This window comes from Streptomyces sp. NPDC002935, assembly GCF_040611295.1.
Taxonomy (GTDB): domain Bacteria; phylum Actinomycetota; class Actinomycetes; order Streptomycetales; family Streptomycetaceae; genus Streptomyces.
Genome location: NZ_JBEXNW010000002.1, coordinates 69,064 through 84,938, shown reverse-complemented (window position 1 = coordinate 84,938; position 15,875 = coordinate 69,064). Strand labels below are relative to the sequence as shown.

Sequence of the window (15,875 nt, the reverse complement as noted above, 5' to 3'; positions counted from 1 at the left end):
CGTGCGGGGCTGCCGCCGCCCCGCGTCAGGAGGTGAGGTCGGCGAGGACCGCGTCCGTGAACGGGGTCCACGCCTCGACCGCCCAGGGACCGAAGGCCCGGTCGGTCAGCGCGACGCAGGCGGCGCCCGCGACCGGGTCGACCCACAGGAACGTACCGGACTGCCCGAAGTGGCCGAAGGTCCGCGGCGAGGACGAACTCCCCGTCCAGTGAGGTGACTTGGAGTCGCGGATCTCGAAGCCGAGCCCCCAGTCGTTGGGGTTCTGGTGGCCGTACCCCGGCAGGACGCCCTTGGTCCCGGGGTACTGGACGGTCATCGCCTCCGCGACGGTACGCGCGTCCAGCAGCCGGGGCGCCTGGAGCTCGGCGGCGAACCGGACGAGATCGTCCACCGTCGAGACGCCGGCCCTCGCGGGCGAGCCGTCCAGCGTCGTCGAGGTCATACCGAGCGGTTCGAGGACCGCCTGGCGCAGATATTCCGCGAAGGGCATGTCCGCCGCCTTGGCGATGTGGTCCCCGAGCACCTCGAACCCGGCGTTGGAGTACAGCCGCCGCTCCCCGGGCGCGAAGGTCACCCGGTGCTCGTCGAAGGCCAGACCGGAGGTGTGCGCGAGCAGATGACGGACCGTCGAACCGGCGGGCCCGGCCGGTTCGTCGAGCTCGATCGCCCCCTCCTCGTACGCGACGAGCGCGGCGTACGCGGCGAGCGGCTTGGTGACGGATGCGAGCGGGAAACGGTGCTGCCCCGGCCCGTACGAGCCGGCCACCGTGCCGTCCGCGCGGACGACCGCGGCGGCGGCGGTGGGAACGGGCCAGTTCGAGATCAGCGCCAGGCTCTGCAAGGACATGTCCACGAGCCTAAGCGGCTCACAGGCTCAGCCGCATCGAGGGGTCCGGCTTGCGGACGAATCCGAGGGCCGCGTAGAGCGGCTCGGCCTCGGCGGACGCGTTGAGGTCGATGTGCGCGACACCCCGCTCGCGGAACCAGTCGAGCAGTGTCTCCATACAGGCGCGGGCGTAACCGCGGCGCCGGGCGTCCGGATCGGTGGCGACGCTGAAGACGTACCCGACCGCGCCGCGCGGATTGTCCGCTCGCCCGATCCGGTAATCGATCGTCCCGGCGACGAGGGCCGCGAGGGCCTCCGGGCGGTCCGGATGGTCGACCACGAAGGCCGCGAAGGACCCCTCGGGATCGGCGAGCTTCCCGCGTACGGTGGGCAGCGACGCGGCGTGCCACTCGGTGGACGTGCCGACGTCGAACACCGCATCGAGCATCACCTGGCGCAGGCGCAGCACTTCCCGGGCGTCCTCGGGCGTGGCGCGGCGTACGAGACTCATGATCCGCACGGTAGCCACCGCGTCCCGGCCGCGTCCCCCGCTTTTCCGACGGATTCCGCTTGCCTGGAGTGCACTCCAAGGTTTTAGCGTGGGGGCCATGACGGTGATGGAGACCACAGCCGAGGCCACCGGGACCGGCACCGGGACCGACGCCTGCGCCGGCCTTCCCGAGAGGGAGCGGCGCCCGGACGGCCACGACAACTACACGATCAGCGAGGTCGTCGCCTTCACCGGCCTCAGCGCACACACCCTGCGCTGGTACGAGCGCATCGGGCTGATGCCGCACATCGACCGCTCGCACACCGGCCAGCGCCGCTACAGCAACCGCGACCTGGACTGGCTGGGCCTCGTGGGCAAGCTCCGGCTCACCGGGATGCCGGTCGCCGACATGGTCCGCTACGCGGAGATGGTGCGCGCGGGCGACCACACCTACGGGGAGCGCTACGAACTCCTGGAGGCGACCCGCCGGGACGTCAAGGCCCGGATCGCGGAGCTCCAGGACACCCTCGCGGTGCTCGACCGGAAGATCAGCTTCTATGGGGACGCGGGGCACGCCCTCGCGTCGGAGAGGTCTCGATGACCGACAGCAGGATCAAGGCGGTACGGCTCGGCAGCGAGGGGCCCGAGGTCGGTGTGCAGGGTCTCGGCTGCATGGGCATGAGCTGGGCGTACGGGCCGCCGGACGCCGACGCGTCACGGGCCGCCCTGGGCCGGGCGCTGGAACTCGGCGTCACCCTCTACGACACCGCCGAGGTTTACGGCGGCGGCGAGAACGAGAGGTTCCTGGCGCCGTTCCTCAAGGCGCACCGGGACGAGATCGTCATCGCGACCAAGTACGGGCTCACGATCCCGCCGGACAACCCCCGCAGGCGGATCATCCGCAACGACCCGCCGTACATCCGCCGGGCCGTCGAGGGCAGCTTCCAGCGCCTCGGCGTCGACGTGATCGACCTCTATTACATGCACCGACGTGATGTGAACGTGCCGATCGAGGAGAGCGTCGGCGCCATGGCCGACCTGGTCCGCGAGGGCAAGGTCAAGCATCTGGGCCTGAGCGAGGTCACCGCGGGGGAGCTGCGCGCCGCCCACGCCGTGCATCCCATCGCGGCCGTCCAGTCGGAGTGGTCGCTGTTCAGCCGCGACATCGAGACGAACGTGGTGCCCGCCGCCCGCGAGCTGGGCGTGGCGCTCGTCCCGTACTCACCGCTGGGCCGCGGCTTCCTCACCGGCTCCTTCGGCAACGCCGACCAGGACCTCTCGCAGGACGACTTCCGCCGCACCCAGCCCCGCTTCACCGGCGAGAACGCGGCGGCGAACGTGTCGCTCCTCGACCCGATCCTTACCGTCGCCGACGCCCGGGGCGCCTCGCTCGGCCAGATCGCGCTGGCCTGGGTCCAGCAGCGGGCGCGGGTCCACGGCCTGAACGTCGTACCGATCCCGGGCACCACCCGGCGCGAGCGGGTGGAGGAGAACACGGCGGCCACGGGCATCACCCTGACCGAGGACGAGCTGGCTCTCCTGGAACCCATCGCGGCCAAGGTGGCGGGCGACCGCTACCCGGACATGTCGTTCTCGTCGGCGGGCCGCGAGTGAGCGGCGGCGACCGGGGCGTGTTCTCCGGCCGCCGGACAGGCCCTAGAGCTGCGCCAGCAGCTCCGCCTTCTTGGTGGAGAACTCCTCGTCCGTGAGGAGCCCCGCCTCGTGCAGTTCCCCGAGATGCCGGATCCGGTCGGCGATGTCGGCCGGGTCCCGGCGCGGAGCCGAGGACGCGGTCACCGGCGCGGGACTCGCGGAGCGCGTGGCGGCGAGCACGGCCGCCGCGAACGGCAGCGACTCGTGGACGGGCCCGTACCCGAGCCCGAAGACGACCGCCGCCGGATCCTGGTCCGCCTGGGCGGGCTGCGCCGGCGCGGGGTCCCGCCGCAGCAGTCGCAGATGGCCCTCGAACACCTCAGGGGAGCGCCATTCGACCCCGCAGAGCCCGGAGACCGGGAAGGTCTGGTCGCCGGCCTTCCACTTCGCCGAGGAGGCACCCGTCCAGAACCACCGGAAGGACACCGCCTTCCCGTCGAAGGAGGCCTTCCCGTCGTACGCCTTGAAGTGCAGGGGTCCCTCGGGCGGCCGTACGAGATAGCGCTCGGCGGGCTCGTCGTCCGCGGTGAGCTGTCCGCGCAGCTCGTCCGCGTAGTACTCGGCGAGCGTCTCGCGCTCGGCGGGCAGCACCAGGCGGTACGGGTCGCACCCCTCCTTGAGCTGTCCCGCGGCCGCCTCCATCAGCGGATCGGCGCCGGGCCTCGGCACCGCACGCAGAACGACCGTGCCTCGCTTCCCGGGCGTCAGCGTCACCGCCGCGATCGCCTCCAGGGGGATACGGCGTTCGCCGAGCGCCTGGAACAGCTTCGGTGTACGGATCCCCCGTTCGAAGCGGATGAGCACGGAGTCGGACTCGAACTCCCAGGCGGCATGAAATCCGGCCAGTACGTCACCCATGCGGGCCATCGTATGCGGCACGCAAGCCTCCGTCGCCTCTCTGGGCAGACCGCAGTTTTTCGTCCTCTACGCGCGTCAGGCCGACGCGCCGGCGGACAAACCCGTCCGGCACACGTCATCATCGTGCGCGCACTGGACCGCGCGGTACGCGCCAATGCCGATCTCCGCGAAGTTGCGGAGACTCTCCGTGCCCGGCTCGAAGTAGCCGGTGTGCCCCTTCGCCCCGGCGGCGGACAGCACGCGCGCCCCGAACCCCTTCGACACCGGGTCCGCGCCGTGTCCGAGGCCGCCGACCTCCATGTAGGGCACGTCCTGGATCCAGTCGTCCGCGTCGCGCATCGCCCAGACCCGGGCGGTGGTGTGCAGGTTCGCTGCGTTCGCCGACCGCATGCCGGGGCTGCCCGCCACCGCTATGTCGGAGACCCGGGAGGGCAGCGCGTGGGCGGCCACCCCGCACAGGACCGAGCCGTAGCTGTGGCAGTACAGCGCCACGTCCGTGGTTCCCGGCAGCGCCCGCACCAGCGCGTTCAGCCGCACCGCGCCGTCCTCGGCGCGCATGGCGGTGGCCGCGTCGATGCCCAGCCCGTTGGGCGCCGTGTAGTCGGCCCACGCGATCACGGCCGTACGCGTGGCCGGATCGGCCGCGCGCTCCGCCGCGTACAGCGACTTCGCCATGCCGACGGGCGCCGAGTACCGCTTGTACGTGCGCTGGAAGGTGAGCAGGTCGGTGTCGACGCCGGGCACCACGACCGAGACACGGCGCGCCTTGTCGAGGTCGCCGAAGACCTCGGCGACCCGCCCCGAGCCGTTGGGGTCGAAGGCGAGGATCTTGCGGCCCTTGTGGAGCAGAGCCTCGTAGCGGTGCATCCGGCGGCCCGCGTCGTGCTGGCCGAGCGACGACAGCCGGGTGTCGCGCATGCGCTTGTGCTCGACCTTGCGCTCGTGCTTCAGCGCGAGGCGGTTCGCCTCGTAGCGCAGGGTCACCGGCGCCCCGTTCATGTTGCCGACCGCGAGCGGGTAGCGGTGGGCGAGACGGGAACGCTGCTGGGAGTCGAGCGTGCTGAAGAAGTGGGACAGCCGGCCCGGAGCGGCATCCGGGTCCGGAAGCCGGTGTCCGGCGATGCTGCCGTGCTCCCACGCGGAGCGGGACGACTGGAGGGGCGAAGCCGCCCGATGACTGTGGAGTGCGGTCCAGCCACTGGTGGCCAGCATCACGAACACCACGGCCAGCGCGAGCAGTGCGCGCCAGACGTTGAGTTGGGGGGGTGTGTCGAAGGAAGTCACTGAGAGGACACCCTAGGAGAAGTGAGGTGCCTCCCGTTAAACGAGTGACTGGTATCACGTTTCCGATGGGGTGATTGGGGCAAACCGGGTTCAGTTTGAGATAAATAGTGACGCTCTGTACGCGGACACCTGCGACGCGTGTGCGATATGTGACGCTCCGCGTGGGGGTGTTGTGCGGTTGCGGGGATTCCGCGGAGATCCCGTGCGCACGTCATCCGTGCAACGTGCGCGAGTACGTGCCGGGTTCCGCACGCGGACGCCGCGGGGTGTCGCGCGATGGTGTCGAAGGGTGACGGCGACGGAGCGTCACCGGCCGTCACCGCGGCCCGGGGCCCCACTTCTCCGCCAACGCGGGCCCCACCTGGTCGAGATAGGTGGCGGTCAGCTCGCGGATCGCCTCGACGCTGGTGTCCTCGCCCGCGCCCCACAGGCGGCCCGTCACCCGCATCACCCCGCCGAACACGGCGACCGCGATGCGCGGGCGCGGGTCCGCGTCGACGTCGAGGCCCTCACGCTCGGCGATCAGTCGCGCGATCTCCTCCTCGATCTCCTCCGAGCGGCGCAGATGGACGGCGAGCAGCGCGGGTGTCGACTCGATCAACTGGTAGGTGCGCATGTGCAGTTCGATCGGCACGACGGCCTCGATCGCCTCGCCGATGGTGTCCCAGCTCTCCAGGACCGCCCGGCGCAGCGCCTCCAACGGGGCCTCGTGGGGCGGCCGTTCGCGCACTGCGGCGATGAAGTGCGACTCCGCGAGCCGCTGCAGGAAGAGGGCCGCGTCCTCCTTGCCCGCGAAGTAGCGGAAGAAGGTGCGCTGGGAGACGTCGACGGCCTCGGCGATCTCGTCGACGGTGGTGTGCTCGTACCCCTGGGTGGTGAACAGTTCGAGGGCGGCCCGCAGCAGTGCGTCGCGGGTGCGCTGTTTCTTGCGCTCGCGCAGTCCGGGGCGGGGCGCCACCGTCTCCGCCGCCGTGCCGACCGTGTCCGTCATGGTGTCGCGACCCTCTTCTCCGAACTGTTCGCGCAGTTCAGCCTATCTGTGAGTAACGTGACAGTTACCGACTTGTGAATTGGTTTGTCAATTGTCAGTGGCTGTCACTAGCCTCGAAAAATGACTAGTCAGACCACCATCGACAAGACGGGCCCGGGGGACAAGATTCCGGTCTCCCCGTTGGACCGGGCCCCGTCCACGGGCCTGCGCGGCCACCCGTGGTTCACCCTCATCACCGTGGCCGTCGGGGTCATGATGGTGGCCCTGGACGGCACCATCGTGGCCATCGCCAACCCCGCCATCCAGAAGGACCTCGGCGCCAGTTTCGCCGACGTCCAGTGGATCACCAACGGCTACTTCCTCGCCCTCGCGGTCACCCTGATCACCGCGGGCAAGCTCGGCGACCGGTTCGGCCACCGGCAGACCTTCCTCATCGGTGTGGTCGGCTTCGCCGCCGCCTCGGGCGCCATCGGGCTCTCCCACAGCATCGCCTTCGTCGTCACCTTCCGCGTCTTCCAGGGCCTGTTCGGCGCGCTGCTGATGCCGGCCGCGCTCGGCCTGCTCCGCGCCACCTTCCCGGCCGAGAAGCTGAACATGGCGATCGGCATCTGGGGCATGGTCATCGGCGCCTCCACCGCGGGCGGCCCGATCCTCGGCGGTCTGCTCGTCCAGCACGTCAGCTGGCAGTCGGTGTTCTTCATCAACGTGCCCGTCGGCGTCATCGCGCTGGTCCTCGGCGTGCTGATCCTCACCGACCACCGTTCCGCGAACGCCCCGCGTTCCTTCGACCTCCTCGGCATCGCGCTGCTCTCCGGCGCCATGTTCTGCCTGGTCTGGGCGCTCATCAAGGCCCCGGCCTGGGGCTGGGGCTCCGCCACGACCTGGTCCTTCCTGGGCGCCTCGATCCTCGGTTTCGTGGTCTTCGCCCTCTGGGAGAAGCGCGTCAAGGAGCCCCTGATCCCGCTCGCGCTGTTCCGCTCCGTGCCGCTGTCGGCCGGTGTGGTCCTGATGGTCCTGATGGCCATCGCCTTCCTCGGCGGGCTGTTCTTCGTCACCTTCTACCTGCAGCGGGTCCACGGGATGAGCCCGGTCGACGCCGGTCTGCACCTGCTGCCGCTCACCGGAATGATGATCGTGGGCTCGCCGCTGGCCGGCGTCCTGATCACCAAGGCGGGTCCGCGCATCCCGCTGGCGGGCGGCATGGCGCTCACCGCGATCTCCATGTACGGCATGTCGACGCTGGACACGGACACGAGCAGCCTGGTCATGTCGATCTGGTTCGCGGGCCTCGGCCTCGGACTCGCGCCGGTCATGGTCGGAGCCACCGAGGTCATCGTGGGCAACGCGCCGATGGAGCTCTCCGGTGTCGCCGGCGGTCTCCAGCAGGCCGCCATGCAGATCGGCGGCAGCCTCGGTACGGCCGTGCTGGGCGCCGTCATGGCCTCCAAGGTCGACAACGACCTCGCGGGCAACTGGGCCGACGCCAAGCTGCCGCCGCTCACCCCGGCCCAGCTGGACCAGGCGTCCGAGGCCGTCCGGGGCGGCGTCGCGCCGGTCACCCCGGGCACTCCGGCCGCGATCGCCGCGCGGATCACCGACGTCGCCCACGAGACCTTCATCTCCGGCATGAGCCTCGCCTGCCTCGTCGCCGCCGGTGTCGCCGTCGTGGCCGTCTTCGTCGCGCTGCTCACCAAGCGGGGCGAGAACGCCGACGCCGCGGGAGCGGGCGCCGGACACATCTGACGGACGGACCCGCGCACCGGCAGGCCTGGCGGCGCGGGCAGCGGCCTGCTCTGACACCGGCCGGGCAGCGGATATCGACGCAGCGGATATCGACAGTGGGCCCGCGTGCCGCCCCGAGCGGCGCGCGGGCCACCGGTCCGTACGGGGGAGTTCCACCGTCCCCAGGTCCACGCGTCCCCCGGATCTACGTGGGGGAGTGTTCCTCCGACCCCGCCGACAGGGGATGCGGCAGCATTCCCGGGCCGCCCGTCAGGGCTGCGACCTCCGCCCGCAGCGCCCGCACCTCCGCCGCGAGCGACTCGATCGCCGCGGTCTGCCGCCGTTCCTCCACGTCGTCCTTCTCGAACCGCGAGATGAACCAGGCGGCGATGTTCGCGGTGACGACACCGAGGAGGGCGATCCCGGAGAGCATCAGGCCGACCGCGAGGACGCGGCCCATCCCCGTGGTCGGGGCGTGATCGCCGTACCCCACGGTCGTCATCGTCGTGAACGACCACCACACCGCGTCACCCAGCGTCTTGATGTTCCCGTTCGGCGAGTCCCGCTCCACGGACAGCACGGCGAGCGAGCCGAACATCAGCAGGCCGATGACCGCGCCCCCGACGTACGTCGTCAGCCGGATCTGCGAGGCCATCCGCGCGCGCCGCCCCACCAGCATCAGCGTGGAGACGAGCCGCAGCAGCCGCAGCGGCTGAAGGATCGGCAGGATCACCGCGCACAGGTCCAGCCAGTGGGTGCGGACGAAGTCCCGCCGACGTCGGGCGAGGACGAGCCGGACGAGATAGTCGGCGGCGAAGGCCCCCCACACCACCCACTCCACCACCGTGCACGTGAACGTCACCGAACGGCCGGCGTCGCTGTCCACGATCGGCACGGCGTACCCGAGGGCGAACGCCACCGCGAGGACGAGCAGGGGCCGCTGGGTGCGCACTTCCCAACGGGCCTGTGCCGATTCTTGCTTCATGCCCGCATCGTAGAAAGAAAAAGAGGGAGGGGCGGCGGGTCCACGGCCCACCGCCCCCACTCCGTCGTACGAACGGCTACGCGTCGCCGCCCGCCGCGCCCGGGTCGGCCGCCGTCACGTCGAGCAGCTGATAGCGGTCGACCGCCTGCTTCAGCACCGACCGGTCCACCTTGCCCTCACGGGCCAGCTCGGTCAGCACGGCGACCACGATCGACTGCGCGTCGATGTGGAAGAAGCGCCGGGCCGCGCCGCGCGTGTCCGCGAAGCCGAAGCCGTCCGCGCCGAGGGACTGGTAGGTGCCGGGCACCCACCGCGCGATCTGGTCGGGAACCGATCGCATCCAGTCGGAGACGGCCACGAACGGACCCTGGACGGCGGACAGCTTCCGCGTCACATACGGGACGCGCTGCTCCTCCTCGGGGTGCAGCAGATTGTGCCGCTCCACGTCGACGGCCTCGCGCCGCAGCTCGTTCCAGGACGTCGCCGACCAGACGTCGGCCCTGACGTTCCACTCCTCGGAGAGGATCCGCTGCGCCTCCAGGGCCCACGGAACGGCGACACCCGAGGCCATGATCTGTGCGGGGATGGTGCCCGAGGTGCCCTCGCTGAAGCGGTAGAGGCCCTTCAGGATGCCCTCGGCGTCCACGTTCTCCGGCTCGGCCGGGTGCTGGAGCGGCTCGTTGTAGACGGTGAGGTAGTAGAAGACGTCCTCGCCGTGCGGGTGCTCCTCGGACGAGCCGTACATGCGGCGCAGACCGTCCTGGACGATGTGCGCGATCTCGAAGCCGAACGCCGGGTCGTAGGCGACACAGCCCGGGTTCGTCGAGGCGAGCAGCTGCGAGTGGCCGTCCGCGTGCTGCAGACCCTCACCGGTCAGCGTCGTACGTCCGGCAGTGGCGCCCAGCACGAAACCGCGCGCCAGCTGGTCGGCCATCTGCCAGAACTGGTCACCCGTTCGCTGGAAACCGAACATCGAGTAGAAGACGTAGACCGGGATGAGCGGCTCGCCGTGCGTGGCGTACGCCGAACCCGCCGCGATCAGCGAGGCCGTACAGCCCGCCTCCGAGATGCCGTCGTGCAGCATCTGGCCGGTCGGCGACTCCTTGTAGGCGAGGAGCAGTTCGCGGTCCACCGACTCGTACTGCTGGCCGAGCGGGTTGTAGATCTTCGCACTCGGGAAGAACGAGTCCATGCCGAAGGTGCGGTACTCGTCGGGCGCGATCAGCACGAACCGCTTGCCGATCTCCTTGTCCCGCATGAGGTCCTTGAGCAGTCGAACGAACGCCATGGTCGTGGCGATGGACTGCTGACCCGAGCCCTTCTTCACGCTCGCGTACGTCTTGTCCTCGGGCAGGACCAGCGGTTTCGACCGCACGATTCGCGTCGGGACGTACCCGCCGAGCCCCTTGCGGCGGTCGTGCATGTACTGGATCTCCTCCGAGTCCCGGCCCGGGTGGTAGTACGGCGGCGCGCCGTCCTCCAGCTCCTTGTCGGAGATCGGCAGGTGCAGCCGGTCGCGGAAACCCTTGAGGTCGGCGACCGTCAGCTTCTTCATCTGGTGCGTGGCGTTGCGGCCCTCGAAGTTCGGGCCGAGCGTCCAGCCCTTGACCGTCTGCGCCAGGATCACCGTCGGCTGGCCCTTGTGCTCCTTGGCCGCCGAGAACGCCGCGTAGATCTTCTTGTGGTCGTGACCGCCGCGCCCCAGGTGCAGGATCTGGTCGTCGGTCATGCCCTCGACCATCGCCCGCAGCCGGTGGTCGTCGCCGAAGAAGTGCTGGCGGATGTACGAGCCCGTCTCCGTGGCGTACGTCTGGAACTGGCCGTCCGGCGTGGTGTTCAGCCGGTTGACCAGCACGCCGTCGCGGTCCTGTGCGAGCAGCGGGTCCCAGGTGCGGTCCCAGACCAGCTTGATGACGTTCCAGCCGGCGCCCCGGAACTGGGACTCCAGCTCCTGGATGATCTTGCCGTTGCCGCGTACCGGGCCGTCGAGGCGCTGGAGGTTGCAGTTCACGACGAAGGTCAGGTTGTCCAGGCCCTCGCGCGCGGCGATCGACAGCTGGCCGAGCGACTCGGGCTCGTCCATCTCGCCGTCGCCGAGGAACGCCCAGACGTGTGACTTGGAGGTGTCGGCGATGCCGCGCGCCTCCATGTAGCGGTTCATCCGGGCCTGGAAGATCGCGCCGAGCGGGCCGAGGCCCATCGACACGGTCGGGAACTCCCAGAAGCCCGGCATCAGCCGCGGGTGCGGGTACGAGGAAAGGCCGTAGGGCGCCTTCGACTTCTCCTGGCGGAACGCGTCGAGCTGCTGCTCGGAGAGCCGGTCCAGAAGGAACGCGCGGGCGTAGATGCCCGGCGAGGCGTGCCCCTGGAAGAAGATCTGGTCGCCGCCGTCGCCCTCGTCCTTGCCGCGGAAGAAGTGGTTGAAGCCGACGTCGTAGAGCGAGGCGGAGGAGGCGAAGGTCGCGATGTGGCCGCCGACGCCGATGCCGGGGCGCTGCGCCCTGGAGACCATCACGGCCGCGTTCCAGCGGGTCGCGTTGAGGACCTTGCGCTCGATCTCCTCGTTGCCCGGGAAGAACGGCTCGTCCTTGGTGGCGATCGTGTTGACGTAGTCCGTGCTGCGCATCTCGGGCACGGCCACGCGCTTCTCACGGGCCCGCTCGATCAGCCGCAGCATCAGATAGCGGGCCCGCTCACGGCCGCGCTGGTCGACGGCTGCGTCGAGGGAGTCGAGCCACTCCTGAGTCTCCTCAGGGTCGAAGTCCGGGACCTGGCTGGGAAGGCCGCCAATGATGATCGGGTTGCGATCGGATCCGGAAGCCACGCTGTTCCTTCGCTGTCAGAGGGCTGTCTACGGTGGGTTTTCCCTGTATCTGCACCGTTCCCCATCGTGTACCTCGGGAACGCATACGTCATCTCTACTAAGGGGTAACCGAGACGTTCGTGCAGACCGTTGGGACGGCCCCGACCAAAACGTAACGATACGCTCAGTGCGTGACGCGTTCCGCAAAGTCGTTCGGCCTTCGCACGCCCCAAGGGTTCCGAAGTGGATAAATGGGGCAGAAGGGTGTGGTGCCCGTCACGTGGCGTCATGATGGCCCGCCGGGAGTTGCGTCGGCACTGCCAGGATCGTCACCGTTTCGGCGGTCTCGACGGCCGGGTACTTGCGCGATCCGCTCCGCCCGTGTGGACTACGGCCAACGCTTCGCGCACGCGCGTGGCTGAGACCCCCCTGACTCTGGACGAGCAGGGGGAGACCCCAATTCCGAAACATGATCAGGAGGCAAGCCGTGAGCGCGACCGCGGACCACGCGGAGGAGCGGACCAACCCGGCCGCCAGGCTGGGGTTCGAGCCCGGACAGGTGGTCCAGGAGATCGGCTTCGACGACGACGTTGACCACGAGCTCCGTGAAGGCATCGAATCGCTGATCGGCCAGGATCTGGTCGACGAGGACTACGACGACGTCGCTGACGTGGTGTTGTTGTGGTTCCGGGACGAGGACGGCGATCTCACGGACGCACTGGTGGACGTCATCGGTCTCCTTGAGGACGGCGGCATGATCTGGCTGCTGACTCCGAAGACCGGCAGGGACGGTTACGTCGAGCCCAGCGACATCAGCGATGCCGCACAGACAGCCGGCCTCTCCCAGACGAAGAGCATCTCCGTCGGCAAGGAATGGTCGGGTACCCGCCTGGCCACTCCCAAGTCGAAGCGCTGAGCTGCAGCCCCGTCTGCAAGCAGAGCATCCGTGAGGCCCCCGCCGAGCCACCTCGGCGGGGGCCTCACGCATACGCCCGGGCCGACCCGGCGGGGTCGCGCCGGAGCCGGGAGTCGATCACTGCGTACGCTGGTCGTCACCCGAACAGACCTGTGGAAGGGAAGCGAGTGACTATGGCCATCGAGGTCGGCACCAAGGCCCCGGACTTCGAGCTGAAGGACAACCATGGCGCCACCGTGAAACTGTCCGACTTCCGTGGCGAGAAGAACGTGGTGCTGCTCTTCTACCCGTTCGCCTTCACCGGTGTGTGCACCGGCGAGCTGTGCTCCCTGCGCGACAACCTGCCGCAGTTCACCGACCGCGACACCCAGCTCCTCGCGGTCTCCAACGACTCCATCCACACCCTGCGCGTCTTCGCCGAGCAGGAGGGCCTGGAGTACCCGCTTCTGTCCGACTTCTGGCCGCACGGCAACATTTCGCGCGCGTACGGCGTCTTCGACGAGGACAAGGGCTGCGCGGTGCGCGGCACGTTCATCATCGACAAGGAGGGTGTCGTCCGGTGGACCGTCGTCAACGCCCTGCCGGACGCGCGTGACCTGAACGAGTACGTCAAGGCGCTCGACACCCTGTGATTCTTCGGTTCCAAGCCCTGCAAGGCACGGGAACCCGTCACTAGGATCGAACCGTTGATCCGATACCAACGCACCTACGGGGCTCCCCGCCCCTGAACACCATTGGGAGGACTCGTGGGAGTCAGCCTCAGCAAAGGCGGCAACGTATCGCTGTCGAAGGAGGCCCCGGGACTGACCGCGGTCATCGTCGGTCTGGGATGGGATGCCCGGACCACCACCGGTGTGGACTTCGACCTCGATGCCAGTGCCATCCTCACGAACGCGGACGGCAAGGTCAGCTCCGACCAGAACTTCGTGTTCTTCAACAACCTGAAGAGCCCGGACGGTTCGGTGGAGCACACCGGCGACAACATCACCGGTGAGGGCGAGGGCGACGACGAGCAGATCAAGGTCAATCTCGCCGCCGTTCCCGCCGACGTCACGAAGATCGTGTTCCCGGTCTCCATCTACGAGGCCGAGAACCGCCAGCAGTCCTTCGGCCAGGTCCGCAACGCGTTCATCCGCGTGGTGAACCAGGCCGGCGAGGCGGAGATCGCGCGCTACGACCTCTCCGAGGACGCCTCGACGGAGACCGCGATGGTCTTCGGCGAGCTCTACCGCAACGGCGCCGAGTGGAAGTTCCGTGCCATCGGCCAGGGCTACGCCTCGGGCCTGCGCGGCATCGCGCAGGACTTCGGCGTCAACGTCTGAGCCTCAGGGCTTCAGGCACCTCGGTCCGGTGCCGCACCCCTTTTCGGTGCGGCACCGGACCTGCCGTACCAAGTGAAGATCGACCTCGGGGAGGACCAGCATCATGGGCGTCACGCTCGCCAAGGGGGGCAATGTCTCCCTCTCGAAGGCCGCACCGAACCTCACACAGGTGATGATCGGGCTCGGCTGGGACGCACGTTCCACCACCGGAGCCGACTTCGACCTCGACGCCAGCGCCCTGCTGTGCAACGGCGGCCGTGTGCTCGGGGACGAGTGGTTCATCTTCTACAACCAGCTCAAGAGCCCGGACGGCTCCGTGGAGCACACCGGTGACAACCTCACGGGCGAGGGCGAGGGCGACGACGAGTCGATCCTGATCGACCTCTCCAAGGTTCCGGCCAACGTCGACAAGATCGTCTTCCCGGTCTCCATCCACGACGCGGACAATCGTGGCCAGACCTTCGGCCAGGTCAGCAACGCCTTCATCCGTGTGGTCAACCAGGCCGACGGCCAGGAGCTCGCCCGCTACGACCTCTCCGAGGACGCCTCCACCGAAACGGCGATGATCTTCGGCGAGGTCTACCGCTACAACAGCGAGTGGAAGTTCCGGGCGGTCGGCCAGGGGTACGCGTCCGGGCTGCGGGGCATCGCGCTCGACTTCGGGGTCAATGTTTCCTAGGCCCACCTGCACCGGCCGGAGGCGGCCCCTTAGACTTCGTGGTCAACAGTAGGTAAAGCCGAGTACGGCGCGGGGGCGACCCTCCCCCAAGCTACCGCTTGGGGGTGCCCCCACCACACGATGATTGGGTAGCCAGTGCTTCTGAAAACCTTCGGCTGGTCGTTCGCGATTACCGCGCTCGGTCTGGTCGCAGCGGCCTTCTACGGGGGGTGGACCGCCTTCGGCATCGTGGCGATCCTGGCCGTCCTGGAGATCTCGCTGTCCTTCGACAACGCGGTGGTCAACGCCGGAATCCTGAAGAAGATGAACGCCTTCTGGCAGAAGATCTTCCTCACGGTCGGCGTACTGATCGCCGTCTTCGGTATGCGCCTGGTCTTCCCCGTCGTGATCGTCGCCATGAGCGCCAAGATCGGCCCGATCGACGCGGTCGATCTCGCGCTGAACGACAAGGACCAGTACCAGCAGCTGGTGACCGACGCCCACCCGTCGATCGCCGCCTTCGGTGGCATGTTCCTGTTGATGATCTTCCTCGACTTCATCTTCGAGGACCGGGACATCCAGTGGCTGCGCTGGATCGAGCGCCCGCTCGCCAAGCTCGGCAAGGTCGACATGCTGTCGGTCTGCATCGCTCTGATCATCCTGCTGATCACCTCCATGACCTTCGCGGTCCACGCCCACCAGCACGGCGGCGGACACGTCGACAAGGCGCAGACGGTGCTGATCTCCGGCATCGCGGGCCTGATCACGTACATGGTCGTCGGCGGACTCTCCGGCTACTTCGAGGACAAGCTCGAAGAGGAGGAGGAGCGCGAACACGAGGCAGAGGAGGAGGCCGAGCGGAGCGGCAAGAAGAAGCCGGCCGTCGTCCTCGCCGGCCAGGCCGCGTTCTTCATGTTCCTCTACCTGGAAGTGCTGGACGCCTCGTTCTCCTTCGACGGCGTCATCGGCGCCTTCGCCATCACCAACGACATCGTGCTGATGGCCCTCGGCCTCGGCATCGGCGCCATGTACGTCCGCTCGCTCACGGTCTACCTGGTCCGCCAGGGCACCCTCGACGACTACGTCTACCTGGAGCACGGCGCGCACTACGCGATCGGCGCCCTCGCCATGATCCTCCTCGTGACCATCCAGTACGAGATCAACGAGGTCATCACCGGCCTCGTCGGCGTCGTCCTGATCGGCTGGTCCTTCTGGTCCTCGGTGCGCCGCAACAAGGCGCTCGCCGAGGCCGAGGGAAAAGGCCCGACCTCGGACGAGAAGGCTGAGGTCTCGTCCGGGGTGTGACACCCCTCCCGCTGAGGAACGCTCTGAGCGGGGCGGTCGTCGAGGACGAGTCCTCCGCGGCC

Annotated in this window: 15 protein-coding genes; 8 read left to right on the top strand and 7 right to left on the bottom strand. The window is 68.9% G+C overall.

Going from position 1 to position 15,875, the window contains the following annotated elements:
- Positions 1-25 precede the first annotated feature (25 nt).
- Positions 26-847, bottom strand: coding sequence for a serine hydrolase domain-containing protein (locus ABZX90_RS02605; RefSeq protein WP_351133065.1), 822 nt, complete (start codon positions 845-847; stop codon positions 26-28).
- Between the two features lie 19 nt (positions 848-866).
- Positions 867-1,337, bottom strand: coding sequence for a GNAT family N-acetyltransferase (locus tag ABZX90_RS02600; RefSeq protein WP_351133067.1), 471 nt, complete (start codon positions 1,335-1,337; stop codon positions 867-869).
- Between the two features lie 97 nt (positions 1,338-1,434).
- Here ABZX90_RS02600 and ABZX90_RS02595 point away from each other — a divergent pair, with 97 nt between their 5' ends.
- A complete protein-coding gene (locus ABZX90_RS02595; protein ID WP_355201002.1) occupies positions 1,435-1,917 on the top strand; it encodes a MerR family transcriptional regulator in 483 nt (160 codons plus the stop codon).
- On the top strand, positions 1,914-2,930 hold the full coding sequence (locus ABZX90_RS02590) for an aldo/keto reductase (protein ID WP_355201001.1): 1,017 nt from the start codon (positions 1,914-1,916) through the stop codon (positions 2,928-2,930). Before ABZX90_RS02595 ends, ABZX90_RS02590 begins: the two co-directional genes overlap by 4 nt.
- A gap of 42 nt (positions 2,931-2,972) precedes the next feature.
- On the opposite strand, the gene ABZX90_RS02585 is transcribed toward ABZX90_RS02590, so the two are convergent.
- The 3 genes from ABZX90_RS02585 to ABZX90_RS02575 form a co-directional block, all read right to left on the bottom strand.
- On the bottom strand, positions 2,973-3,836 hold the full coding sequence (locus ABZX90_RS02585) for a DUF4429 domain-containing protein (RefSeq protein ID WP_351133142.1): 864 nt from the start codon (positions 3,834-3,836) through the stop codon (positions 2,973-2,975).
- A 66-nt stretch (positions 3,837-3,902) separates the two neighbouring features.
- On the bottom strand, positions 3,903-5,111 hold the full coding sequence (locus ABZX90_RS02580; protein ID WP_355201000.1) for an alpha/beta hydrolase: 1,209 nt from the start codon (positions 5,109-5,111) through the stop codon (positions 3,903-3,905).
- 316 nt (positions 5,112-5,427) lie between these two features.
- Entirely contained in the window at positions 5,428-6,102 is a 675-nt protein-coding gene (locus ABZX90_RS02575) for a TetR family transcriptional regulator (protein ID WP_351133075.1), read from the bottom strand.
- Positions 6,103-6,222: 120 nt separating this feature from the next.
- Here ABZX90_RS02575 and ABZX90_RS02570 point away from each other — a divergent pair, with 120 nt between their 5' ends.
- On the top strand, positions 6,223-7,845 hold the full coding sequence (locus ABZX90_RS02570) for an MFS transporter (RefSeq protein WP_355200998.1): 1,623 nt from the start codon (positions 6,223-6,225) through the stop codon (positions 7,843-7,845).
- Positions 7,846-8,029: 184 nt separating this feature from the next.
- Here ABZX90_RS02570 and ABZX90_RS02565 read toward each other — a convergent pair whose 3' ends face one another.
- Both ABZX90_RS02565 and aceE read right to left on the bottom strand, forming a co-directional pair.
- A complete protein-coding gene (locus ABZX90_RS02565) occupies positions 8,030-8,809 on the bottom strand; it encodes an ion channel (RefSeq protein ID WP_351133079.1) in 780 nt (259 codons plus the stop codon).
- A gap of 76 nt (positions 8,810-8,885) precedes the next feature.
- Entirely contained in the window at positions 8,886-11,633 is a 2,748-nt protein-coding gene (gene aceE, locus ABZX90_RS02560) for a pyruvate dehydrogenase (acetyl-transferring), homodimeric type (RefSeq protein WP_355200996.1), read from the bottom strand.
- A 466-nt stretch (positions 11,634-12,099) separates the two neighbouring features.
- Here aceE and ABZX90_RS02555 point away from each other — a divergent pair, with 466 nt between their 5' ends.
- The 5 genes from ABZX90_RS02555 to ABZX90_RS02535 all read left to right on the top strand — a co-directional run bounded on the left by ABZX90_RS02555 (position 12,100) and on the right by ABZX90_RS02535 (position 15,813).
- Complete coding sequence (locus tag ABZX90_RS02555; protein ID WP_081217087.1) at positions 12,100-12,528, top strand: DUF3052 domain-containing protein; 429 nt, start codon at positions 12,100-12,102, stop codon at positions 12,526-12,528.
- A gap of 173 nt (positions 12,529-12,701) precedes the next feature.
- On the top strand, positions 12,702-13,160 hold the full coding sequence (locus ABZX90_RS02550) for a peroxiredoxin (RefSeq protein ID WP_261702496.1): 459 nt from the start codon (positions 12,702-12,704) through the stop codon (positions 13,158-13,160).
- A gap of 114 nt (positions 13,161-13,274) precedes the next feature.
- Positions 13,275-13,850 carry a TerD family protein gene (locus ABZX90_RS02545; protein ID WP_351133083.1) on the top strand — a complete coding sequence of 192 codons (576 nt, stop codon included), beginning with the start codon at positions 13,275-13,277 and terminating at the stop codon, positions 13,848-13,850.
- Between the two features lie 103 nt (positions 13,851-13,953).
- Complete coding sequence (locus ABZX90_RS02540) at positions 13,954-14,529, top strand: TerD family protein (RefSeq protein ID WP_351133085.1); 576 nt, start codon at positions 13,954-13,956, stop codon at positions 14,527-14,529.
- A 135-nt stretch (positions 14,530-14,664) separates the two neighbouring features.
- The gene (locus ABZX90_RS02535) at positions 14,665-15,813 is read left to right on the top strand and encodes a DUF475 domain-containing protein (protein WP_351133087.1); all 1,149 of its coding nucleotides are present in this window, start codon (positions 14,665-14,667) and stop codon (positions 15,811-15,813) included.
- The last annotated feature ends 62 nt before the right edge of the window (positions 15,814-15,875 follow it).

Coding starts and splice junctions, on each gene's coding strand:
- ABZX90_RS02605 (WP_351133065.1), bottom strand. CDS start 847: ATGTCCTTGCAGAGCCTGGCGCTGATCTCGAACTGGCCCGTTCCCACC.
- ABZX90_RS02600 (WP_351133067.1), bottom strand. CDS start 1,337: ATGAGTCTCGTACGCCGCGCCACGCCCGAGGACGCCCGGGAAGTGCTG.
- ABZX90_RS02595 (WP_355201002.1), top strand. CDS start 1,435: ATGACGGTGATGGAGACCACAGCCGAGGCCACCGGGACCGGCACCGGG.
- ABZX90_RS02590 (WP_355201001.1), top strand. CDS start 1,914: ATGACCGACAGCAGGATCAAGGCGGTACGGCTCGGCAGCGAGGGGCCC.
- ABZX90_RS02585 (WP_351133142.1), bottom strand. CDS start 3,836: ATGGCCCGCATGGGTGACGTACTGGCCGGATTTCATGCCGCCTGGGAG.
- ABZX90_RS02575 (WP_351133075.1), bottom strand. CDS start 6,102: ATGACGGACACGGTCGGCACGGCGGCGGAGACGGTGGCGCCCCGCCCC.
- ABZX90_RS02570 (WP_355200998.1), top strand. CDS start 6,223: ATGACTAGTCAGACCACCATCGACAAGACGGGCCCGGGGGACAAGATT.
- ABZX90_RS02565 (WP_351133079.1), bottom strand. CDS start 8,809: ATGAAGCAAGAATCGGCACAGGCCCGTTGGGAAGTGCGCACCCAGCGG.
- ABZX90_RS02550 (WP_261702496.1), top strand. CDS start 12,702: ATGGCCATCGAGGTCGGCACCAAGGCCCCGGACTTCGAGCTGAAGGAC.
- ABZX90_RS02540 (WP_351133085.1), top strand. CDS start 13,954: ATGGGCGTCACGCTCGCCAAGGGGGGCAATGTCTCCCTCTCGAAGGCC.